Annotated in this window: 12 protein-coding genes; 2 read left to right on the top strand and 10 right to left on the bottom strand. The window is 56.2% G+C overall.

All coding sequences use genetic code 11. From position 1 onward, the window contains the following. Positions 1-4: 4 nt before the first annotated feature. The 6 genes from IV493_RS15335 to IV493_RS15310 form a co-directional block, all read right to left on the bottom strand. The gene (locus IV493_RS15335) at positions 5-1453 is read right to left on the bottom strand and encodes a transcription antiterminator (RefSeq protein ID WP_230299975.1); all 1449 of its coding nucleotides are present in this window, start codon (positions 1451-1453) and stop codon (positions 5-7) included. A gap of 323 nt (positions 1454-1776) precedes the next feature. Then, positions 1777-2958, bottom strand: coding sequence for an HlyD family efflux transporter periplasmic adaptor subunit (locus IV493_RS15330; protein ID WP_230299974.1), 1182 nt, complete (start codon positions 2956-2958; stop codon positions 1777-1779). Further along, positions 2955-5162, bottom strand: coding sequence for a type I secretion system permease/ATPase (locus IV493_RS15325; RefSeq protein WP_195857386.1), 2208 nt, complete (start codon positions 5160-5162; stop codon positions 2955-2957). The genes IV493_RS15330 and IV493_RS15325 overlap by 4 nt, the downstream gene beginning before the upstream one ends. 28 nt (positions 5163-5190) lie before the next feature. Further along, on the bottom strand, positions 5191-6663 hold the full coding sequence (locus tag IV493_RS15320; RefSeq protein WP_195857385.1) for a TolC family outer membrane protein: 1473 nt from the start codon (positions 6661-6663) through the stop codon (positions 5191-5193). A gap of 106 nt (positions 6664-6769) precedes the next feature. Continuing rightward, positions 6770-17380 (bottom strand): BapA/Bap/LapF family large adhesin, encoded by a 10611-nt coding sequence (locus IV493_RS15315; RefSeq protein ID WP_195857384.1) that lies wholly within the window; start codon positions 17378-17380, stop codon positions 6770-6772. Positions 17381-18724: 1344 nt separating this feature from the next. Next, positions 18725-19393 (bottom strand): YecA family protein, encoded by a 669-nt coding sequence (locus tag IV493_RS15310; protein WP_033781757.1) that lies wholly within the window; start codon positions 19391-19393, stop codon positions 18725-18727. 235 nt (positions 19394-19628) lie between these two features. Between IV493_RS15310 and IV493_RS15305 the strand changes: the two genes are divergently transcribed. Together IV493_RS15305 and IV493_RS15300 are read left to right on the top strand one after the other, a co-directional pair. Beyond that, entirely contained in the window at positions 19629-20876 is a 1248-nt protein-coding gene (locus IV493_RS15305; RefSeq protein ID WP_013356657.1) for a serine hydrolase, read from the top strand. A 125-nt stretch (positions 20877-21001) separates the two neighbouring features. Continuing rightward, a complete protein-coding gene (locus IV493_RS15300) occupies positions 21002-21517 on the top strand; it encodes an RcnB family protein (protein ID WP_107319312.1) in 516 nt (171 codons plus the stop codon). A 35-nt stretch (positions 21518-21552) separates the two neighbouring features. Here the strand turns inward: IV493_RS15300 and IV493_RS15295 are convergent, their stop codons facing one another. Genes IV493_RS15295 through IV493_RS15280 form a run of 4 tightly spaced genes read right to left on the bottom strand, consistent with a single transcriptional unit; the run spans position 21553 to position 25109 of the window. Then, positions 21553-22665: an FAD-binding oxidoreductase gene (locus IV493_RS15295; RefSeq protein ID WP_195857383.1), complete on the bottom strand. Its 1113-nt coding sequence runs from the start codon at positions 22663-22665 to the stop codon at positions 21553-21555. Positions 22666-22684: 19 nt separating this feature from the next. Next, positions 22685-23437, bottom strand: a complete 753-nt coding sequence (locus IV493_RS15290) for an amino acid ABC transporter ATP-binding protein (protein WP_013356660.1) — start codon at positions 23435-23437, stop codon at positions 22685-22687. Next, positions 23430-24236, bottom strand: a complete 807-nt coding sequence (locus tag IV493_RS15285) for an amino acid ABC transporter permease (protein ID WP_033781763.1) — start codon at positions 24234-24236, stop codon at positions 23430-23432. Before IV493_RS15285 ends, IV493_RS15290 begins: the two co-directional genes overlap by 8 nt. 60 nt (positions 24237-24296) lie before the next feature. Beyond that, entirely contained in the window at positions 24297-25109 is an 813-nt protein-coding gene (locus IV493_RS15280; RefSeq protein ID WP_195857382.1) for an ABC transporter substrate-binding protein, read from the bottom strand. Between the last annotated feature and the right edge of the window lie 24 nt (positions 25110-25133).

Below are 25133 nucleotides of genomic sequence, written 5' to 3'. Positions count from 1 at the left end.
ATTATTAATTAATCGAATTCGATACCAGACACTCCGTTACTCTTGCGATATCTTTCGCTGAAAACAGGGCCGAGACATAGACCACCGGTTTTTCCAGCGGCTCCAGCCGGATGGTGGAGATCACCACGTCACACTCATGTCGTTTCAGGGAATCCGCGATGTTTTTCCCTGGCACGATGTCGATAATCTTCCAGTCGGGAAAGGCGCGGATAATCCGCCCGTAAAGCAGCTGTGAGGTGCCCAGACCGCTGGAGCAGACCAGCAATACCCGCTTGACCTTGATGCTGTTTTCGATGGCGGCCTGAATATGCACGGTCAGGTACGCCACCTCATCGTCACTGATCTCATCCAGGCTGTACTCCTCCGTCAGCTGGCTGATGACCGCTTTGACGGCGGCGAAGACCGTTCCCAGCTCGGTCCGGATATCATGCAGTAGCGGATTTTTAATCCGGATGTGATATCGGAGGCGGTTCAGCATCGGCTTGATATGCGAGGACAGCGAAGCCTGCAGGTTCTGGTCAGTGGTGATTTCGATGTTGATGCGCTGCGCTACGCGGGCAATCAGCGCCTCAGCAAAGCGGGTTTCACGTTCGGATATCAGCGAGTCATCATGCTGTGGCATCTCGCCGCCCGCCTTACCGGAGGAGACCAGATACTGATAGATGGAGTGAGACTCTTCAGCTACCAGTACCGTGTTGTAAGCGGTTTCGATGCGTTCTATCACTGCCAGCGAAACCTGCCAGGCGTGATGGTCGCTGACCCGGCTCATGGTCACCGCGCGGGCATCGGTCCTGTGCATCGGCGAATGACTCCGGTGGATCAGCACCAGAATATGAGTAAATAAATTGATGTAGTAAGGATCGCTAATCGTATATTGCAGTTGCTGTTCAATAAAATTAATTAATTGCAGGGTAAAGTGGACAGCCTGCTGACCAAATTTCTCTGAAAGCTCCTGCAACGTGCTTTCATCCAGACGGCTTTCCATCATGTCCTGACGGTTATAAATCGATTTTAATACTAGCGCTTTCATCGCCATGCGAATATTCTGGTCACTGCCTTTTATGCTGGTGCCGACCCGACTTTTTAATAAGGTTAAATCAAACTGATGTAACCAGGCTTCTAATGTTTTTAAATCATTCACTATCGAAGCCCGGCTGATAAAATACTTATCCGCCAGTTCGCTGATTGACGAACTTTTGGGTGACAGCATTAATAAATCAGACGCTATTTTCAGCATCCGGAAGTTACTGCTGAAATCATCCACTTCCGTTGAAAAAATCCGGCGTGCGGCTATTTCTGCCTGCGCATCAGCGAATTTAATTGTGATGCCTCTCCCACTTTTACCGCTGAGGTTGATTCCCTGGTCAGAGAGTTTTTCATTAATATCAGCGATGTCGCGGCGTAAGGTTCGGGTGGTGATGGCTGTTTTTTCTGAAATAGTGTATAGGCTCACATAACTGTTATGAGAAATAAGCTGTCGCATAATCGTCAGTTGCCGCTCAGTCAGCGCCTTCATCATCATCAGGGTCCGCTTAATCAGTTATTCACCTTGTCAGTTATCATCTAAGCAAAGGGACTATGCCATGTAAATATTAAAACATGGCCACAACCTGACGGTCAGGCTGACCACCTGAAAGTGAATTTTCGAAATATTTTGAGAGGAGGTTAAAGAATATCAGAACAGGGAAGGGGAAGATGAGTGGGTGCCTGATGGGCGGGGCAGGGCATGAAATCCGGTGTTAGCTGCCCCACCAGCAGGGGCAGCAAATCTTATGTTTACCTCTCCCGCAGCGCTTCTTTCGCCCGGTTCAGCGGTTTCATCAGATACTCCATGATGGTTTTACTGCCGGTATGGATCTCACCCATTGCGATCATCCCCGGATAAACCGGAAACTTTTTGCCCTTTTTATTCACCAGATAATCCTTATCGGTGCGGATGTAGACGCGATAATAGTACTGGTCGCGATGAACTTCGTCCTGAATAGTGTCGGGCGAAATAGAAGCCACTTTGCCCTCCAGACCGCCATAGATGTTGTAGTCATACGCGGTCAGCTTTACCACCGCACGCTGGCCGGGCGTGATAAAGGCGACATCGCGCGGGGCGATCTGCGCCTCAATCATCAGCTGCTCATCCAGTGGCACAATCTCCATCAGATTGCCGCGCTGCGGGATAACGCCGCCAACGGTGTTCACTTCGATATCTTTAACGATTCCTCTGACCGGCGTGACAACGACTGTGCGCTTCAGTGAGTCCGCTCGCCCGATGATAATGGAGCGTTGAGATGCCGCTTCGGCGTTGGCTTTCGCCAGCTCTTCACGGGCCTGCACGATATAGTTATTTTCCGCGTCGTTGAGCTTACTTTGCAGGTCGTTAGCCTGACGTTTCAGGCGCAGTACTTCCACGTTACTGGCCGCGCCTTTTGCTACCAGTGATGAGGTCAGCTGTAGTTCGCGGTTAATCAGACTCAGCGCTTCGGTCAGGCCGCTGATGGTTTTGCTGTAGTTCTCACGACGCGAGTGGTAAAGCGCCGTCTCAGCAGCCACCAGTGGCGGATCCGCTAATACCTCAGGCGGAAAGGTCAGCGGCGTGCCTGCGGTCTCAGCCTGCAAGCGGGCCGCCGTCGCCAGCGCAGCACGTAAACGCGACGTGCTCTCCTGCACACCCGAGTCAATCTGGGTGGGATCCAGCAATGCCAGCACCTGACCCGCCTCAACCACATCGCCTTCGTGAACCTTCAGCTCTTTGAGGATCCCGCCCTCCAGTGACTGGATGATCTGCTCGTGTGAGCTGGGTACAACTTTCCCGACACCAACGGTGACTTCATCCAGTTCGAAGTTCGAAGCCCAGACAAAGAACAGCAGCAGCATGACCAGCACCGACATGATGATCAGACCGCCGGAAGAGACGCGCTGACGGGAACGCTGATGCTTCTTTTTACGGAATAAGGAGAAATTCATGCCTCTGCTCCCTGCGGTTTAACATTGACTTTGCCCTGATGAGGCGCGGCACTGGCTTCGGGCCGGGTAACCAGCATCTCTGCTTTTGAGCCATCCCGCGCAATCATGCCCTTATCCATCAGCATGATGCGATCAACCAGCTGCAATACCGCCGGGCGATGCGTGGCGATAATTAATGTGCGGTTGCCCATCCACGTCATCAGTCGTTCAATCAGATGTTTTTCAGCAGCATCATCCAGCCAGGCGGTAGGTTCATCCAGCAACAACACGCTGGGCTGGCGGAGCAGAGTGCGCGCGAGCAGCAGCTGCTGACGCTGCCCGCCAGATAAGCCTTTGCCGCCTTCCTGTAACAGATAATCCATGCCTTCCGGCAGGCGCTGAATAAAGTCGAGGGCGCCGCTAATCTCCAGGGCCTGAAGCATCTCCTCTTCGGTCGCCAGCGGCATGCCCAGGCGTAAGTTCTCGCGAATCGTGCCGTAGAACAGGGATGAGTTCTGGGTAAGCAGCCCGACGTCACGCCTTACATCCAGCGGGTCAATGGAGGAAAGCCGCACGCCATCCAGCAGCAGGGCACCTTCGCCCGGCTGCAACAGACCTGCCATCAGTTGCAACAGCGTTGATTTACCGGATCCGTTACGCCCCAACAGCGCCACTTTCTCACCCGCTTTAATGGTCAGCTTTTTCACCGTCAGCACCGGTTCAGGGGCGTTCGGGTCGTAGCGATAGATGACGTCAGAGAGAGCATATTCGCCGTTAATGCGCGGGCGATGAATGCGGATGCTGCGTTCTGGCTGATCGACCTCGCTATTAAGCAGGTTCTCCAGTCCTTCACGCGCCACTTTGGCCTGCTGCCAGCGGCCAAATATCATCGCCAGCTGGCCCAGCGGTGCCATCATGCGTGACGCCAGCATCGAGCAGCCAATTAACACGCCGGTAGAGAGGTCACCGCTCATGGCAAAAAAGGCACCCACCAGCACCACGCTGACATAGGCAACGGTCTGGACTTCACTGGTCCAGCTCATCAGCAGGCCGCTGACAAAACGCTGCTTCTGTGAAGATTTACTGATCACCTCATTCAGGTGATTCCACTGGTTCTGAAAGTAGGGCTCTGCGCGCAGCAGCTTGATGTCATCCATGCCCTGTACGGTCTCAACCAGCATAGCGCTGCGCACTGCGGACTCGCGCATGGTTGCTTTGGAGAGCTTGGCCAGCGAACCCTGCGCCAGCAGGCCCGGAATAACAATCAGCGGAATCGCCGCCAGCGGAACCAGCACCAGCCATCCACCCAGTAACCAGAGGATAAACAGAAAGATGATTAAAAAAGGCAGATCGGCAATTGCTGAAATGGTGGTCGAGGTAATCAGCTCACGGATCTGTTCCAGCTCGCGGATCTGAGCAATAAACGATCCGGTCGATTTGGGACGCTGATCGTTACGGATCCGCAGCGCGTGACCAAAGACGCGATCGGAGATGCGCAGATCCGCGCTTTTACCGGCTGCATCAGAGATATGCGTGCGGATAATACGCATCACAAACACGCAGGTCAGGGCGATCATGACGCCGCCAAACAGTACCCAGAGAGAGGGAACGGACTGGGAAGGGATCACCCGGTCATACACCTGCATGGTGAAGAGCATCGCTGAGAGGCCCAGCACGTTGGAGATCAGCGACGCAAACATGACGTTTACATAGGCTGGCCACTCACGAAGAATGGTCTGCCACAGCCAGTCAGCACGATGTGGCTTAATATAGTCATCCACCCGCGCATCCGGCACGGAAGACTCCGGCTTCGCCAGCAGTACGCGCTGTGCATGCTGTGACAGATCTTCAATACTCAGCGTGGTCTGCAGCTGTTTTTCACCGCTCAGCATCACGCTGACCTGACCCTCTTCGCCCACTGTGGTGATGACGCCGACGCCGCGAGGACCGAAATCGACGATCAACGGCATGCGCCACGGATCGAGCTGATCCGGGTCAAACGCGTCAAAAATCACCAGCAGGCCGAGCTGGCGCGCCATATTTTCAATCAGGGCATCCTGTGAAAGGTGCTGCATGTGCCATTCCGCTTCGCCTTTCACTCGCTCAGGTGAACCATCAAGGCGGTAATGTTTTGCCACCAGCAGCAGCGCGTCGAGCCAGGGGGTGTAAGCCTTTTTAGCCTCAGGCTGTGCTGATGCATTTTCGCTGTCAGATATCGTGTTCATTATCATCTTCTCTTAATTGCTGACAGAATTACGGCGCAATGCGCAGTCCCTGAATGACCTTATTATTTAAATCAAATGCTTCGCGTGCCATACCGGTTACTACCAGATAATTAACGGATGAGGCCCAGAGGTCGCAGCGGGCATTAATTAAATCCTGCTGAGCACGGCTTATTTCCTGTTCGGCGTTAAGTAAGTCGAGTACGTTTCGGTTACCCAGTGATAAATATTGCTCACGATAAAGGGAGCGTGTTTCCATAATAGTTTTCATACGACGCGTCAGCAGGCTGATATTTTTTTGTAATCCCTTTACGCTCTGAAAATAATTTCGTTGCTGATCGCTGATCTCCAGTTTTTTACTGGCTATGGTGGTTCTGGCCGCTTCCAGCGCTCTGGCACTGGCGCTTTCCTGCGCCACTAATGCACCACCCTGATAAAGCGTGCTGTTAACAGACAGATAAACGTTCTGGTACTGGCTATGGCGCTGATAATCCGCAATATCGCCGATATATTTATTAGTATTGGCTTCAAGCGATAAAGTGGGATAGCGCTGCGCTTGGTAATTACGTAACTCGGCCAGTGCCACGGCGGCATCGGCCTGGGCAACTAAAATAGTCGGGTTACGGTTTAAATCAATCCGGGCATTCTGACGCTCAATCAGCGGCAGCAGCGAGATCGGCGCGGATATTTTCTTTTCGGCAACCGGCTGTCCCAGCAATGATTGCAGATGGTATTTCTGCTGCTGGAGTTTGATTTCCAGATCCAGTTGCTCTGCCTGGGCCGCTTCAACACGCGCCTGCGCCTGAACCGGATCCACCCGTGTGCTGGCTCCGGCATCGGCACGCATTTGCGTCAGCGCCAGGATATCCCGCAGGGCTTTCACCTCTTTCTTCGAGTTATCAAGCAGCTGCGTCGAGCGATAAACTTCATTCAGCGCCAGTGCGGTTTGTTCGATAATGGTGTCGATCTGCATCAGAACAGTGGCCTGCTGGCGCAGATATTTCGCGCTGGCCTGATCGACCGCGCTGCCGGTTTTACCAAAGTCGTAAAGCATCTGAGTGAGGCCGACGGTGGCGATATGGCCGTTGCCTTCATCCTGCTGTCGACCGGTTGTGATACCTGCTTTTACAGAGGGCAGATAGCCCGCTTTTGCAGCATCAATGGTGAACCCTGATGACTCCAGCGTCGCAATGCTGCTGCTGATGGAGGGATGATGATTCACCGCCAGCTGGATAGCCGCCTGCCAGTCAGCCGGAAAGCTTTCAGCCCCGTTCGACTCCGCAGGCTGCATTTCAATTTCTGCCGGATTAATTTGTAATTTATCTGCCAGCGCAGATCCGCCCGCAGGTAAGGTTCCGGGATCCGGCGTTTTAGAAAATACGCCCCAGAAACCTGCCGGTGCTTCATTAATGGTTGGTTCGCTGCCTGAGAAAATTTTTTGATCGGCAGCAAAAGAATATTGGGTAATAAGAATGCAGTGCAAAATGATAATAATTTTTTTCATGATGTTTAGATAATTAAATATATCTCCGTCATAAAAGGTGGCTTAAAGCGCGGGGAAGTAGCAGGCTGGTATAAATAACCCAGCCTGCTTTTAATGCGGATATTAATTATCCGATGGTGATATCGTCTTCAATATATAACTGTACCACGGAGCCATCGGCTGCAGAACTGGTGTAATGGTTATAGTTAACCCCATTTGCCACTATTCCGTCTGCCTGCTCCCAGTTACCATTCAGCGTCACCGTGTCGCCATTTTCCCCTCTGACATATAACGTATTATCGTTATCAGTGACCTTCAGCAGACTTTCTGCACTTACGACCAGATTGTCTTTTCCGGCATCCGTCATCAGGTCGATGGTTTCTATATTGTTGACCCTGGCGGAGATATCACTAAGGTTCAGCGTTCCTGTGCCATGCCAGGCCAGCGTATCGTTACCCTCTGCACCGTTGATAGAGGTGAAATCGGTGTCATAGACTTCGAAAACATCTCCACCGCGGGTACCGGTGAAGGTGATCTCGCCGCCCGCACTGCCATCAACATCAACGCCCAGGTTAAAGCTCAGAGAAGCATTGCTGCCGTCTGACAGGGCATAGGTGAAGGTGTCAGTGTTGCCGCTGTGCGCATACGCATCATCCACCACGTAGCTGTAGTGACCCGCTTCATCGATAACCAGCGTGCCGTAGGCACCTTTGACGCTCACCGCATCGTCAGTGATCGCGGTGGTTTCACCGTTCTGGCTCACCGATACCACGGTCAGATCGGCGGAGACATCCTGGATGGAACCGGCAAGATGCTCTGTCACTTCGTTGAATTGCAGACCCTGCTGAACATAGAGTTTGATTGCCGTGCCATCCAGCGCCGTGCTGGTGTAGAGGGTGTAGGTGATGTTATTCAGCGTTTCCACGCCGTTAACAGCCCACACGCCCTGCAGTGAAAGGGAGTCATTGCTGCCACCCCTGACATACAGCACATTGCTGGCATCCGTGATTTTCTCAATATCATCGGCACCAATCAGCAGCGCCGTTGCCTGGGCGTTATCCTGCAGATCGATGATTTCGATATTGTTCACTTTGTCCGCAATCTCACTGACATTCAGCTCGCCTGTGCCATTCCAGACCAGCGTATCCTGACCCGACTTCCCGTCCACCGAGGTGAACTGGGTGTCGTGAACGGTGAAGCTGTCATCGCCAACGGTACCGGCAAAGATCAGCGCGCCACCTTCAGAGCCATCCACGGAGACACCCAGCGTGATTACCAGATTTTTGGTGCTTCCATCCGCCAGAACATAGGTGAATGAATCTTCACTGCCGGTCAGTTTGATCACCGAGTCGCTATTCAGTGTGTAGCTATAGCTGCCATCGTTCTTAATCGTCAGCGTGCCGTAAGTACCCGCGATAGTGGTTCCCGCAGCGGCAACCAACGTATAGCTTGCGGCACCGGTCACAATACCCGCCGTTATCGACGTCACTACCAGCGAACTGTCACTGGTGCTGTCGCTGGTAAAGACCGAACCATTGACGCTGGAACTGGTGCTGACTTTATAGTCGGTGGTGCTGACGATGTTCACTGCCACTTTCACGGTGAGCGCGTCATAGCTGGTAGACCACAGGAAGCCAGGATGTCCGGACTGCGTGCTGTCGACCACGATGCGGTAGGTTCCCGCATTCTGACCCGCCAGCGAAACATTCAGCGGACTACCGCTGGTGATCGCCTGTGTGCCGGTGGTCACGTTGTCCCAGCGCAGCGTCTGCTCGTTGTAAACCTGCAACGACCAGTTCACCGAAACAGTATTGCTGGCATTGATCGACGCCCCGGTCACGCTGACGTTAATCTCCTGCAGATCGCTGATGCTGTTAACCGTGAAGCTCTCACTGGTAAAACTGCTGGTTGCGGTGTTCATCGTGGTGCTCTGTGCCACGCTGTCGCTGAGCAGGGCAACATCGCCCGTTACGTCGGCCGCATTGTTTTCAGACGCGGTTTCGGTGCTGCTCAGTTTCATGTCGCGATCAACATAGAGATTCACCGTCTGACCATCAGCGGTGGTACCAACGTAATGGACGTAATCCACATTGTTGACCACTTCACTGCCTGACAGCGTCCAGCTACCAGAGAGTGTCAGTGTGTCTGTGATGACACCTTTAACAAACAGCGTGTTATCAGCATCGGTGATGTCCGCTACGTTTTGCGCGGTGACCACCAGATTATTCACTGCGCTGTCATTCACCAGCTCGATCTCTTCGATGTTACTGATTTTCGACTGCAGATCGCTGAGTGTGAGTGTGCCCGTACCGCTCCACACCAGCGTATCCAGACCTTCACCGCCATCAATGTGGGTAAAGCTGGTATCGCTCACGTTAAAGATATCGTCGCTTGCCGTACCGGTTACATCCTGCGCAGCGGTAACGGTATATTCCGTCCCATTCTGGCTATCCGTATAGGTGGCTGAAGAGAGATTAACCCCCTGCTGCACGTAGATATCGACCAGGGTACCGGCAGCAGTGGTGCTGGTGTAGTGCGTGTAAGTGATGCTGTCGACAATCACCGTACCACTGTTGATCCAGGTGCCTTCCAGCGTCACGCTGTCGCCAGCGATTCCCTTGATATAGAGAGCATTACTTTCGCTGGTGACATCTTCCACGCTCTGCGCATCCAGTACCAGGTTGTCACTGCTGGTGGTTGAGGTCAGCATGATTGATTCGATATTGCTGACTTTCGCCGCGACGTCGCTCAAGACCAGCTGGCCATTGCCATGCCATGCCAGTGTATCGTCGCCAGCCGCGCCATCTACCGAGGCGAAGCTGGTGTCATACACATCAAACACATCATTGACTTCAGTGCCGTGGAACACCAGCGCACCGCCATTGCTGCCGTTGACTTCAACACCCAGATGGATCGTAACGGTAGCATTAACCACTTCACCATTGGCCCCTTTCAGCGCATAGGTGAAGACGTCTTCAGAGCCGGCTGGCAGTGTAGTCGTGGCAGGGGTGTAGGTATAAGCACCGTTGTTATAGATCACCAGGGTGCCATACTGACCCGCTATGGAGACGCCACTTTCGGTGACCCAGGTATAACTGTCATCGACCGTTACATCGCTGGTGCTGTCACCGGCCTTGGCATACATCCGTGTATAGATAGAGCTGAGCTTATCAACTGCACCATCTGTGCCTTCGTCGGTTAGCACGTTGCCGGTTGCGACCTCATTCGCGGTGATAACGTACTCGGTGGGGCTGACTGTCTGAACTGACATATCCAGTTTCACCACGTTTGTTGCGCCAGTTGTTGAAATCGCCACGCGGTAGGTCCCCTCACCCAGGCCGTCCAGCAGCGACGACATCTCCAGGTTCTGGATAACTTCTTCATTGTGCTGTCCGGCTGCTACGACGGCAGTCTGCGTTTTCACCGTGGTCCATGTGCCATCACTATTCTGCATTTGCACGGCATAAGTGATGTTCAATGGTGAGTCAAAGTTGTTGCCGAATAATCCCCACTCGGTGGTTAACGTCAGCGAACCGGTAACCAGGTCGTCATTCCCTGCCAGGGTAAAGGTCGAACTGTAGTTCTCGGTCCCGCCTGCGACCAGCTTAACGTCGGTATTCGTCGCGCTGGATGACTCGTAAGTCACCGTAACGCTGGCATTCGCCTCGTTGCTGGAAGCGATATCCGTCACGGCTGTTGCAGAAGGATCGGTAGCATCCCAGCTCAGATCCAGCGCTTCGTTTGTTGTACCAATCTGTACGTGAATCTGGGCTGATGAGCTCAGACCCGTCGCAGAGTCAGTAATGGTATAGGTAAACGAATCCACCTTACCGATGCTGTCCATGGATGAGATCGGGGTATAGACATAGCTGCCATCAGCGTTGATGACCAGCGTGCCATACTGACCGACCAGCGTGGCGGTTTTGGTGGTAGCATCCAGCGTGACAGAGGTCACGGTGCCATCACTGTTGGTCACGCTCGCCGCGCTCACAGAGGTGTAGGCACTGTGCGGAATACCATCTGCACCATAAACGCTGTCGACGTCTGTTATCACATTGCCGGTTGCGGTGGTGTAGTCGGTCGGTGTGCCCTGTTCCGCCAGCGTATAGACGGTTTTAGAGGCGTCCAGATTAAAGCTTACGCCGACGTTAATACCGCTGGTGGTGTAAACCAGCTGATACTGGCCGGCAGTCAGCCCGGTTAGCGTGATGGTGGACGTCGATGCGCCCAGTCCAAACATGCCAAACAGGTTTCCGCTGTTCTCTTCAGACACGGTGACCCAGGTGCTGGTTGACGAGTCATACTTCTGCAACACCAGTGTCGAGTTACTGGCGACGTTAATGAAGGCAGAAGAAGTCGCGGTTACATCAAGATCGATAATGGTGCCGTCTGCGACCACAATCGGATCACTGACGATCTTATTGTTGAACGCGATTAACCCGCCGTCCTGCAGGATGGTTCCCAGATCCTCACTGACATCAACCGGATAGGTAAAGCCTACCGCGGCACCTGAGCTGACATTGTCGGAGGCCGTCAGCGTAATGGCCTGCACATTCAGATCCAGCGTGCCGGATGGATCGCTGCTGTTGCCTGCCGCGTCTGTGACAGTAAAGGTCACTTCATGGCTGCCATCATACAATCCGTCAGTGGCGGTAAAAGTCCAGCTGCCATCTTCGGCGACGGTGGTTTCACCGACAACCTGGCCTTTGTCGTACATTGTGACAGTGGTACCCGGCTCAAGATCGCTGCCGCTGAAGGTGAGTTTGCTGTCGCTCTGGATTTCGGCTGTATCGATAGTTGCACCCACTTCATCCGTGATCACTACCGTAGTAATGTCCACGCCTTCAGGTGCAACAGAGTCCACGACATAGCTGACAGCCTCAGATTCACCGCTGCTGTTACCTGCTGCGTCGACTGCCTCAAACGTAAAGCTGTGATCACCATCAGCCAGCGCTTCAGACGGCGTGAATGACCAGCTGCCGTCATCTGCAACCTGCGCTTCACCCAATACCGTATCGTTATCGCGAACGATAACGGTGGTGCCTGCTTCCAGTCCTGAGGCACTGAAGGTCGGCGTGGTGTCACTGATCGCGCTGCCAGCAGCTAACGCATTACCAGCATCATCAGAGACGACCACTGCGGCCAGATCAATGATCTCTGGCGCAACGGTGTCGACCACGACGTTAACAGTGTCTGTACGGGTGTTTCCTTCCGCATCTGTTACGGTCACGATTAATGCATGGTTACCGTCAGCCAGCGCTGTATCAGGCGTAAAGCTCCAGCTTCCGTCCTCAGCAACCACGACACTGCCCAGCACGGTTTCACCATCGGCGATGGTGACTGTTACGCCTGGCGTCTGATCCTGGCCGCTAAAGGTCGGTGTGCTGTCGTTAATGGCTTCACCATTCACGATCACATTGCCATCATCATCAGTAACCACAACACCGGTGTTGATACCTTTAGTTGCGGAGATTGACAGGTCCAGCGCTTCAGATACGCCACTGCTGTTACCGACTGCATCGGTGACTTCGAATGTGAACTGATGTTCACCATCGTCAAGCGAGGTTGAAGGCGTAAAGGACCAGCTGCCATCTTCGCTGACCGTGGTTTCACCCAATACGGTTTCACCATCGCGAATAATCACGGTCGCGCCCGGCTCCAGCGCTGTACCACTGAAGATTGGCGTATTATCTGCTGTGATACCGGCTGCGGTGATGGTGGCACCGTCGTTATCGACCATCGTGACCGTAGAGATATCAACCCCTTCCGGCGGTGTGGTATCGACAGTGACGTTGAAGACGCCGCTGGCACCGACGCCCTGTGGATCGGTAACGGTGACCTCGATGGCATGCGCACCGTCAATCAATCCAGCGGTTGGTGTGAAGGTCCAGTTGCCATCTGCGCCTACAGTCACAGTAGTCAGCGTGGTATCGCCGTCTGCGATGACAATCGTGGTTCCAGGTTCAAAGTTTTTACCATTGAACGTTGGCGTACTGTCACTGATGGTGTCGCCATCCAGAATAGCGGTACCGTTATCATCAACGATTTCCATAGACGGCGCGGTTTGCACCACGACATTAATGGTGTCATTGACATGATTACCGCTGGCATCTGTACCGTCGACAACCAGGGTATGCTCGCCGTCGGCCAGCGCGGTATCCGGTGTAAAGGTCCAGTTACCGTCAGCGTCGACAGTGGCGGTGCCGAGTTCGGCGTCGCCATCCGAGACGGTCACGGTGGATCCCGGCTGCATGCCGCCGCCGCTGAGGGTCGGCGTGCTGTCACTGGTGGTTGCGCCGTCGGCTATCGGATTGCCGGCGTCGTCGGTCAGGCCCGGTACGGTGGCGCTGGTGTCGACGGTCACGTTCACGATGTCGTTCATGACATTCCCGTTAGCGTCGGTACCGTCAACGACCAGGGCGTGCTCGCCGTCTGCCAGCGGTGCGTCCGGCGTGAAGGTCCAGTTGCCGTCCGCATCGACGGTAGCGGTGCCGATTTCAGCGTCGCCGTCCGAGACGGTCACGGTGGAACCCGGCTGCATGCCGCCGCCGCTGAGGGTCGGGGTGCTGTCGCTGGTAATGCTGCCGTCGGCGACCGGATTACCGGCGTCGTCGGTCAGGCCCGGTACGGTGGCGCTGGTGTCAACGGTGATATTCACGGTGTCGTTTACCGCATTACCGTTCGCATCGGTGCCGTCGATCACAAGCGCGTGTTCTCCGTCGGCCAGTGCGCTATCCGGCGTGAAGGTCCAGCTGCCGTCCTCGCCCACGGTGGCGGTGCCGAGTTCGCTGTCGCCATCCGAGACGGTCACGGTGGATCCCGGCTCCATGCCGCCGCCGCTGAGGGTCGGCGTGCTGTCGCTGGTGCTGCTGCCGTCAGCGACCGGATTACCGGCGTCGTCGGTCAGGCCCGGCGCGGTGGCGCTGGTGTCGACGGTCACGTTCACGGTGTCGTTTACCGCGTTACCGTTCGCGTCGGTACCGTCAACGACCAGGGCGTGCTCGCCGTCGGCCAGCGGGGCGTCCGGGGTGAAGCTCCAGCTGCCGTCCTCGCCCACGGTGGCGGTGCCGAGCTCGGTGTCGCCGTCGGAGACGGTTACGGTGGAGCCGGGCTGCATGCCGCCGCCGTTAATGGTCGGGGTGCTGTCGCTGGTGGTCGCACCGTCGGCGACCGGGTTGCCGGCGTCGTCGGTCAGGCCCGGCGCGGTGGCGCTGGTGTCGATGATGACCTCTACAGAATTGCTGACGTTGTTGCCGTTGGCATCGATACCACCAGTGATAAGCGTGTGTTCGCCATCGTCCAGCGCAGTATCTGGCGTAAACGTCCAGTTGCCGTCGGCGTCCACGGTAGCTTCGCCGATTGGCGTGCTGCCGTCGGTAATGACCACGGTGGAACCCGGCTCCATGCCGCCGCCGCTGAGGGTCGGGGTGCTGTCGCTGGTAATGCTGCCGTCGGCGACCGGATTACCGGCGTCGTCGGTCAGGCCCGGTACGGTGGCGCTGGTGTCAACGGTGATATTCACGGTGTCGTTTACCGCATTACCGTTCGCATCGGTGCCGTCGATCACAAGCGCGTGTTCTCCGTCGGCCAGTGCGCTATCCGGCGTGAAGGTCCAGCTGCCGTCCTCGCCCACGGTGGCGGTGCCGAGCTCGGTGTCGCCGTCGGAGACGGTCACGGTGGATCCCGGCTCCATGCCGCCGCCGCTGAGGGTCGGCGTGCTGTCGCTGGTGGTCGCACCGTCAGCGACCGGATTACCGGCGTCGTCGGTCAGGCCCGACGCGGTGGCGCTGGTGTCGACGGTGATATTCACGGTGTCGTTTACCGCGTTACCGTTCGCGTCGGTACCGTCAACGACCAGGGCGTGCTCGCCGTCGGCCAGCGGGGCGTCCGGGGTGAAGCTCCAGCTGCCGTCCTCGCCGACGGTGGCGGTGCCGAGTTCGCTGTCGCCGTCCGAGACGGTCACGGTGGATCCGGGCTGCATGCCGCCGCCGCCAATCGTTGGCGTGCTGTCGCTGGTGGTCGCGCCGTCGGCGACCGGGTTACCGGCGTCGTCGGTCATGCCGGGCACGGTTTCGCTGGTGTCGATAATGACTTCGACGGTGCTGCTGCTGGCGTTACCGTTCGCGTCGGTACCGTCAACGACCAGGGCGTGCTCGCCGTCGGCCAGCGCGGTATCCGGTGTAAAGGTCCAGTTGCCGTTCGCGTCCACGGTGGCGGTGCCGAGCTCGGTGTCGCCGTCAGAGACGGTCACGGTTGAGCCCGGCTGCATGCCGCCGCCGCCAATCGTTGGCGTGCTGTCGCTGGTGGTGCTGCCATCGGCCACTGCGTTACCGGCGTCGTCGGTCAGGCCGGGCGCGGTGGCGCTGGTGTCGACGTTCACGTTCACGGTGTCGTTCACCGCATTGCCGTCCGCATCGGTGCCGTCGATCACGAGCGCATGCTCGCCGTCGTCCAGCGGAGCATCCGGGGTGAAGGTCCAGCTGCCGTCCTCGCCGACGGTGGCGGTGCCGAGTTCGCTGTCGCCGTCAGAGACGGTCACGGTTGAGCCCGGCTGCATGCCGCCGCCGCCAATCGTTGGCGTGCTGTCGCTGGTGGTTGCGCCGTCGGCGACCGGGTTACCGGCGTCGTCGGTCAGGCCCGGCGCGGTGGCGCTGGTGTCGACGGTGACGTTCACGGTGTCGTTCACCGCGTTGCCGTTCGCGTCGGTGCCGTCAATGACCAGAGCATGCTCGCCGTCGTCCAGCGGCGCATCGGGCGTGAAGGTCCAGCTGCCGTCCGCGTCAACGGTGGCGGTGCCGAGCTCGGTGTCGCCGTCGGAGACGGTCACGGTGGAGCCGGGCTGCATGCCGCCGCCGCTGATCGTCGGCGTGCTGTCACTGGTGGTGCTGCCGTCAGCCACCGGATTACCGGCGTCGTCGGTCAGGCCCGGCGCGGTGGCGCTGGTGTCGACGTTCACGTTCACGGTGTCGTTCACCGCGTTACCGTTCGCGTCGGTGCCGTCGATCACGAGCGCGTGCTCGCCGTCGTCCAGCGGGGTTTCAGGCGTGAAGGTCCAGCTGCCGTCGGCGTCCACGGTGGCGGTGCCGATTTCAGCGTCGCCGTCGGAGATCACCACGGTAGAGCCCGGCTGCATGCCGCCCCCGCCAATCGTTGGCGTGCTGTCGCTGGTGGTCGCGCCGTCAGCCACCGGATTACCGGCGTCGTCGGTCAGGCCCGGCACGGTTTCGCTGGTGTCGATGATGACGTCGACGGTGCTGCTGCTGGCGTTGCCGTTTGCATCGGTGCCGTCAACGACCAGCGCGTGCTCGCCGTCGGCCAGCGGTGCGTCCGGCGTAAAGGTCCAGCTGCCGTCCTCGCCGACGGTGGCGGTGCCGAGTTCGCTGTTGCCGTCGGAGATCACCACGGTGGAGCCGGGCTGCATGCCATCACCGCCAATCGTTGGTGTGCTGTCGCTGGTGGTGCTGCCGTCGGCGACCGGATTACCGGTGTCGTCGGTCATGCCCGGGACGGTCTCGCTGGTGTCGACAGTGACGTCGACGGTGCTGCTGCTGGCGTTGCCGTTTGCGTCGGTGCCGTCAATGACGAGGGCGTGCTCGCCGTCGTCCAGCGGCGCGTCCGGCGTGAAGGTCCAGCTGCCGTCCTCGCCGACGGTGGCGGTGCCGAGTTCGCTGTTGCCGTCGGAGATCACCACGGTAGAGCCGGGCTGCATGCCGCCGCCGTTAATGGTAGGGGTGCTGTCGCTGGTGCTTGCGCCGTCGGCGACCGGGTTACCGGCATCGTCGGTCAGGCCCGGCACGGTGGCGCTGGTGTCGACGGTCACGTTCACGGTGTCGTTCACCGCGTTGCCGTTCGCGTCGGTGCCGTCAACGACCAGGGCGTGCTCGCCGTCAGCAAGCGGGGCGTCAGGTGTGAAGGTCCAGTTGCCGTCCGCGTCCACGGTGGCGGTGCCGATTTCAGCATCGCCGTCAGAGACGGTCACGGTAGAGCCGGGCTGCATGCCGCCGCCGCCAATCGTTGGCGTGCTGTCGCTGGTGCTTGCGCCGTCGGCGACCGGGTTACCGGCATCATCGGTCATGCCCGGCGTTGTGGCGCTGGTGTCGATGATGACGTCGACGGTGCTGCTGCTGGCGTTGCCGTTCGCGTCGGTACCGTCAACGACCAGCGCGTGCTCGCCGTCGGCCAGCGGTGCATCCGGTGTGAAGGTCCAGTTGCCGTCCGCGTCAACGGTGGCGGTGCCGAGGTCGGTGTCGCCGTCGGAGACGGTCACGGTGGAGCCGGGCTGCATGCCGCTGCCTCCGATGGTCGGCGTGCTGTCGCTAGTGGCAGATCCGTCCGCCACCGGGTTACCGGCGTCGTCGACGAGAGAGGGCGTTGTGGCAGGAATAACGCTGGCAGCACTATTGTCTTCACCGGTTGCTGCAGCGTTGTCTTCATTCGCTGCTACAGAGTTGTTATTTCTTGAACCCCCACTGCCACCAGAGTTTGACGCTGCAGCCACACCAATCAATGCAGCAAGACCACCTAAAACACCTCCCGCTACGTAGACATTGTCCGCTATAAGAGGATCCGTCGAGGTCGAAACAAGTTCATATACGCTATTCGTCGCATCATAGTCATACGCATAGATCACACCGTCCGAACCAGAGGCTGTCATGACTGGCATTTCTTCTGCGCTGACGTTTTGCAGGACGATGTCATACTGCTCACCCGTGACATCATCCACCAGCTTAAATTTCATCTGGCCATTCGCTTTTGACGCAATGATCTTCTGGGGAGGCTGCCCATCAACACTGTGAACTTCATAGGACGCAGCCTGTGGCATGGACTCCAATGCCAGCGACTTTCCAGGTTGTAAAGCATGTGTAGCAATAACATTGCCCTGAGTATCTTTAATAATTAATTGTATTTTCATTTTTCACCAATAGTGTTGAAATGAATCTGGCGATTAAAAAACAGCCAGATGCTGCTGTGTTATGTTGATAAAAAAATTTAAAACAGTGAGTTAACCTCCAGATGGCAGTAAGTCATGACCCGATAACGCGGTGTAATAAAAATGAATAAAAATATATTTTTTATCTTAACGCTTAATAATCAGTGTTATTTGACACTCTGTTTAATAATGCTGATCGGTCTTTTCTAAGCTCTGCTATAGGGTTGGTTGTTTATTGCCATAGCAAGGCTTTAACCTGTTTCATGACCAGGCACTTATCTGAGTGGATAGATAAGTGTTTATCACTTTCATCACTTCTGTCTGATAGAGAGATGGACGATTTAGTTAGTTCATCAACGTTAATCTGCATTCTTACAAATAAAATGATGAAAGGGAATTTACATACTCTCATCCACACGCTGTAGAGAAGAAAACTAACTTGAGGTTCCCAGGCAGGATAAAATTATTTAGTATGGATTTTTTACGATTTTAAACTCCAAAAAAACTAATCAGACATTGCGTGCCGGATTTTTTTGTCAATCTTGTGTAAATGTATTTAATAAAATGCTATCAGCGCAGAAATGATTTCCGTTGATTTTTCCTGGGATTAACTACTAATAATATCAGTAAGTTATATGTAATCTCCCGGTCTGGTTGACTGTTTTCATTATAAATTTAAACGTAGAAAATACGATTAGAGTTAATGTTATTTTAACAAAAAATAATCGTGCGTTATTATATGGCAATAAATAAAGCTCTTTCATATTTAGCATTAAATGCACTTTTCAAAATCAGCTAATTGATAACAGCAATAGATTGCAATTTTATAACTTTTGTTAAAATAAAGATGTATATCTATCAAAGCTTGTAGTGAGTGTTAAACCCGTGCAGGCTATATCTCATGTGAAGTTAATGATGAGCTTTTAAAGCAAAATTTCACTTTTTTAACTAAGCAGCATGAAACCTGTTAACTTTTATTCCTAATCGGGAATGATGCTTATTACAGACGGTAAAAATCGCGCTTACCTCAGTGATAAGTCTGTTGTTGCTCAGGGCATGCACTGTCTAGTCGGGGAAAGTAACGGATAGATAATCTGGCGAGACCTGCCGGGCGGTAGTAACACCCGGCAGATGATGGGGCTAATCAGTCAATCAATGCAGACAGCACTGCTTATATTTTTTGCCGCTGCCGCACGGGCAGGGATCGTTGCGACCAGGCAGTTTCTCAGCTGAGACAGGTTTCTGTGGCACGGGGATGGCTTCCGGCTGGGAAATCCAGTGATCGTGCAGCGCCAGCGCAGCAGGGCGAATCGCCTCAATGCTGGCTTCCATCTCGTCCGGCGTCATGGCGTCAATCTTTTCGAGGTTCTCTTCCACACCGTGCAGGGCGATAGCGTCCAGCGCAGGCTGCAGATCGGCAGGCAGGGCAGACCAGTCAGTCAGCGCGACACCGCGCATATAGCCGAAGCACCACTCTTCCACCACGGTAAACTCCAGACCTTCCATCTCGCGGATGCCAAACAGCGGTTCGAACTGCTCCGGGAATTCAGATAAGCGATCGGCCACATCATTCATATGCTGGAAGCACAGCGACATAAAGCGCGTCATTTCACGCTCGTTGCTCCATTTTGGAATCTGCTTCTCGCCACCCCACAGCGCCACCAGCCACTGGCTGGGTTCGACGGTGACAGGGCCGGAGAGGACAGCAGTCAGCAGGCCATCCAGTTCGGAGACATCAATAATCGACGCTTCGCTGCCATATTTTTCCAGCATATCTTCCAGCCATTGCAGCTCTTTTTCGGACAGTGGGCCTTCTTTCATGCGGTTGCCTCCCGGGCATATCAAATTTCAGCGCGGCGTTAAGCCTCAAAACCGCAGCAGTGTACACCCTTGTGGGCTGCAACACAGCTAACCAGGGCAGTACGCAGTGGCTAAACCGTGTTTAACACCACTTTAACCCCGTTATGCAGGCGATAGCCCGCAGCACTTTATGGTACATTTTTGCGCTATATCTGGCCTGCTGCGTATCAAAGAAAATTAACCTGATGATTATTAAATGAAAAATGGATTTTCCGGCAGGCAGGCTGTGGCCGTACACCTCACACGGATGGCTTCTGCCAGCCGGTGGATGAGCAGATTAACAACGCGATGCATCCCCTCCGTGATCTTCCTGCTGGCGGGCTGCGGTACCCTGTCGCAAACCTCCGCGCCGGTGGGCGACCGTGTTTATCTGACGCACGCTACCTTTCGCCAAAATGTCGATGACATCGTGCAGCACTACATGCAGCAGAAGCAGGTGCCCGGTATCAGCATTGCGGTGATTCATCACGGCGGTCCGACACGTTATTACCCGTTTGGCGTCACCGATCGGGTGCATCGCTACCCGATCACGCCCGATACCCTGTTTGCACTGGGATCGCTGAGTAAAGGCGTGACGGCAGAAGTGATCATCCAGCTGGTTGATCAGGGTAAGCTGCGCTGGAGCGATACTCTGGCCGATCTTTTGCCACAGGACGTTCATCTCAGCGCTGACGCGCGGCGCATCACGCTGCTGCAGCTGGTGACGCACACCTCCGGTCTGCCGCGTCAGGATATGGATCTGCCGATGCTGCTGCAGTTCGTTCGTTATCTGGACACGGGCGAGAACTTCTATGGCAATCTCGACAACGACAAACTGCTGAGTTATCTGGCGGATTTCAAAGCATCTGCGGTACGCATGCCGCACTACTCCAATCTCGGCTATGCGCTGCTCGGCTTTATCGTGCGCACCCGTTTTCATCAGGACATTCAGACGCTGGCGTCACAGCTGATCTTTACACCGCTAAAGATGGACCAGAGCAGTTTTGAGCCGGAAACGCTGAAGGGTTATCCGCTGCGTGCGCTGGGTCATGCCGGCGATCAGCCGAAATTTATCCGCCGTGGTATGCTGACGCCCGACTGGCATTTTCACGGCAATATGGTGGCAGCGGCCAGTCTTTACAGTAATGCGCGCGATCTGAGTGCTTATCTGCGCGCGCATCTTGATGCGACCGGTGATACGGCACGGGATCGGGCTTTTGCGGCGGTGAACCGGCCGTGGTATCAGCAGGGGGCGCAGGCGCAGAATATCGCCTGGGTTACCGACACCATCGAAGGGCAGCAAATCACTTATCAGGTGGGCTATATTGGCGGCTACGCCAGTTTTATCGGCTACGATAAACGTCACGGCAATGCGATCGTGGTGCTACAGAACGGCTTTAACTGGAGCAACTATTTAGGCATTGCGTTGTTGGTCGATCTGGCAACTCAGGATAAAGTGGTCTGATCCGTTACCTGGCCTGTGTGCAGTAAAGCGAACCGCGCTGTTTTCCCTGCACATAGCATCAGCACAATGGAACTGAAGTGCGATAAACTTTAGCCTGACTGTCAAAATTCAACGTGGAAATCATTATGCGCAGGACTCAACGTGTACTTTTATCAATGGGATTACTGGTTGGCTCGCTGAGCCTGATCCCCGCTGTACAGGCTGCTGGCGAAGCAACGGACACCGTTCCGCCACCGCCGCAGATCCAGCCCGCTAATCCTGATGCTCAGCCCGCGACGCCAGATACCAGCACCGCTCAGCCGGATGCCGGTGCGGCGCAAAACCAGGCACCGACCAGCTCACAGTCTAATGATGGTATTACGCCGACTACGCCAAACACGCCGTCAACGGTCAATGGTGCGCGCCCTAATTACGATCTCAGCACCATCATCATTGACTACAAACAGTACAACATCGGTGACATCGTGCCAGAGAAGTACACCGATAAAACTTTCACCATCACCGAGTGGCAAAAGCGTAATCTGCCTGCACCGCAGGAAAATACCCACTGGGCGTATATCAACGCCAACTACATTCTGATTACCAATGACACCGGCAAAATCGTCATGGGTAAATCGGGTGATATCTTCTTCCGTGGATAAATAAAAATCAGCCGGTCGTGATGACCGGCTTTTTGTTAGCTGAAACGCTCTGCACCAAAGCCTGCCAGCATCGGGTGCTTCTCACCGCTTACGATCTCCTCCGCGAGTAATTCCCCGACAATCAGCGCCAGGGTTGCGCCCGAATGCGTGAACGCGACATAACAGCCGGGGACCTTCTGCAACTGGCCCAGCACCGGATCGCCATCGCCCGGAATCGGCTTCAGGCCAATCTTCCAGCTCTGAACGCTGAGCGGCTCGTCACCCCGTAACAGCCTGCTCGCTTCATCTGCCAGCTTTACCACGACCTGCTCATCAATATGGTACTCACCGCCGGGCAGCAGCCGGATATCCTCTTCGTACCAGTCATGATCCAGCGCATAGCGGTTACCCGGATTGGGACGTATGGCGGCGCGGGGCGTGTTCAGCACCGATTTCAACTCATGGCTACCCGGTTCCGTGATAACCAGCATGGAGACCGGCGATCCGTTGGGGATTGTCACACCAAGCGGTGCTACTACATCTGGTGTCCAGGGGCCACAGGCGACCACCACCGCATCTGCCCGCAGTTCACCCTGTTCACTGCGGATGCCACAGGCGCGGCCCTGCTCGGTGAGCACGCTGGCTTTGCCGGCATGCTCTATCACTTCACCCCCGCGCGCCCGGAACTGATTTACCAGATAATCGGTCAGGTGCGGCAGGCTGACCCAGCCTTCGCCGGGATTGAATATCGCCTGCGACGGCAGCGCGTCGGGATCGATGGCCGCATCTGCCTGTGCCACGTTGTCAGACGTCATGAGTTGTGAGTCGTAACCGTGGGCTTTCTCATAGGCATGCCGCGCCTGGGTTCCGGCTGCATCGTCTTTAAACCAGCAGACCCCTCCATCAAAACGCAGCCAGTCGAGGTCAGGATGTTGAGCAAACAGGGTGCGATAGCGATCGATACCCGCCATGCGCAGCGCGTGGTAGGGCAGGGAGCGCTCACCCGCTGAGTTGAGCCACGACAGTGAACGTCCCGATGCGCCGGAACAGAGCGCCGCTTCGGTCACGAGCGTCACTGCCGCACCCCGTTTGGTCAGCTCCAGCGCCGTCGACACACCGATCACGCCACCGCCCAGTACCACCACTTTCAATTCAGTTTTTAACGCCATTATCAGGTTCCTTGCTCAGTTACAGCACTTCAGAGAGAAAACGTTGCAGTCGCGGCGACTGCGGTGCATCAAAAATGGCACCCGGCGGTCCGGCTTCAACAATCTCGCCTTCATCCATAAACACCACCTGATCCGCCACCTTGCGTGCAAAACCCATTTCATGGGTCACCACGACCATCGTCATGCCGCGACGGCAGAGATCCGCCATCAGCGTCAGGACACCTTTCACCAGTTCGGGATCGAGTGCGGAGGTCGCCTCGTCAAACAGCATGACTTCGGGGTCCATCGCCAGCGCACGGGCAATCGCGACGCGCTGCTGCTGGCCGCCGGAGAGATCGCGTGGCCGGTGATCGGCGCGCTGACCCAGGCCCACCTCTTCCAGCCGCTGACGCGCAATCGCCATTGCCTGTGATTTGGGCAGGCCTTTGACCCGCCACGGGGCCAGCGCCACGTTCTCCAGCGCGCTGTGATCGGGGAAGAGGTTAAAATGCTGAAACACCATGCCAATCCGCAGCCGCAGCGCATCAGGCTTGTCGTGCAGCACCGATCGGTCAGCCAGCAGGACATCCCCGGACTGCGGTTCGTGCAGCCGGTTGATGCCGCGCAGCAGCGTCGATTTACCCGAGCCGGATGGCCCGATAATGCAGGTGGTGCTGCCTGGCGCGACCCGCAGCGAGACGTTACGCAGCACCTCAATCGGGCCATAGGCCAGCGTCAGATCGCGTAGCTCCAGACTGGCGCCGTGCCAGCTCGCGCCGTTCAGGTTATTCATGAGTGCCTCCGATTCGGGGTTGCGTGACCAGTGAAACGCCGGGCGCTCTGACTTCATCCACTTCTTTTAAGCCGCTTTTCGGTGCCGTCAGGCGACGGCGGCCGGTGCGATAGCGCACATCGACATAGTTGACCATGTGCGTCAGCGGCACGGTGATGATCAGATAGAACAGCCCGGCCAGCATCAGGGGCGAGAGGTTGCCGGTGAGCACCGCCGCATCCTGACCCACGCGAAACAGCTCCCGCTGCTGGGTCATCAGGCCCAGCAGGTAGACCAGCGAGGAATCTTTGATGATGGCGATGAACTGGTTAACGATGGCGGGCAGCACGCGGCGAATCCCCTGTGGGATCACTACCAGTCGCATTGCCCGGCCATAGCTCATCCCCAGCGCCCGGCAGGCCTCCATCTGGCCGCGCTCCACGCTCTGAATCCCCGCGCGGAAAATCTCGCCCATATAGGCGCTTGCGATCAGGCTGAGGGCGAAGATTCCCAGCGGATAGGGCGTTGGACCGAACAGCTGATAGCTGAAGCGCGCCAGGCCCTGACCAATCAGTAGAATGGTCAGAATCGAAGGCAGCCCGCGAAACAGATCGGTATAGAGCCGGGCCGGCAGGCGCAGCCAGCGTGAGGGCGAAATGCCCATCAGCGCCAGCAGCAGCCCAAACAGCGTGCCGAGCAGCGTGGCCGCCAGCGAGATAATCACCGTGTTGACCAGCCCGGTGGTCAGCATCTGCGGCAGCACTTCCATCATGGATGGAAAATCAAAGAAGGTGCGGGAAAGAATTGTGAGCAGGTCCATCGCCGTCTCCATGCAGGGCGGGGTTTCCCCGGTTAACTCAGGACGCGAACGTCCGCCTCTTTACTGCCCGCCAGGCAGATACTGTTTTGGCATCGGCGATCCGGGAAACCACTTCTCGTAAAGTCGTTTCCAGGTGCCATCCTGCATCGCGGCTTTGATGGCACCGTCCAGCGCGGCCTTAAAGGCGGGTTTGCCTTTGGCAATGGCAATGCCAGCCGGTGCATCAAATGAGGGGATGTCGGCGGCAGAGACCAGCTTAAAGCGTTCGGCGTAACTTTTGGCCGCCTCGTAGTCCAGGAAGATGGCGTCGAGCGTGCCGTTGTTGAGCGCGGATACGGCGCTGTTGTTATCCGGGAAGCGCACCAGGTCCGTCTGTGGGAAGTGTTCGACGGCATAGCTCTCCTGCAGCGTGCCCTGAACGACGCCGAGCCGGTGTTTTGCCAGGCTGGCGACATCCTTCACGCCGCTGTCAGATCGGGTGAGAACGGTGAGAAATCCCGCCAGATACCCCGTCGAAAAATCGACCGTCTTTTCCCGCGCAGGCGTGATGCCGATAGCCGCCACTGCCGCGTCATACTGACCGTTAGCCACGGCCGGCATGATCGCCGAGAAGTCCTGACCAATAAAATCGACCTTATCGATCCCGATACGGTGGGCGACATCCCGGAAGAACTCGACGTCAAAGCCAGTGAACTGACCGCTGGCATCCGTGAAGGTGTACGGTTTGGAGTCGCCGACGCTGGCGACGCGAAGCTGACCGGGTTCGATCAGCCCATAAGGATTATTATCTCTGGCAGCCAGCGTACAGAACGAAAGTGAACAGAGTGCGAGGGCGGTGCCGAGCAGTGTGCCCAGGGTGGTTTGCGATTTCATAGCTCATCCGTTTTTGCAGGTTTA

It is taken from the genome of Pantoea sp. SM3640 (genome assembly GCF_015654165.1).
In the GTDB taxonomy this organism is placed as follows: Bacteria; Pseudomonadota; Gammaproteobacteria; order Enterobacterales; family Enterobacteriaceae; genus Pantoea; species Pantoea vagans.
Note: the sequence above shows the minus strand (reverse complement) of the source record. Positions and strands in the feature narration are given on the sequence as shown.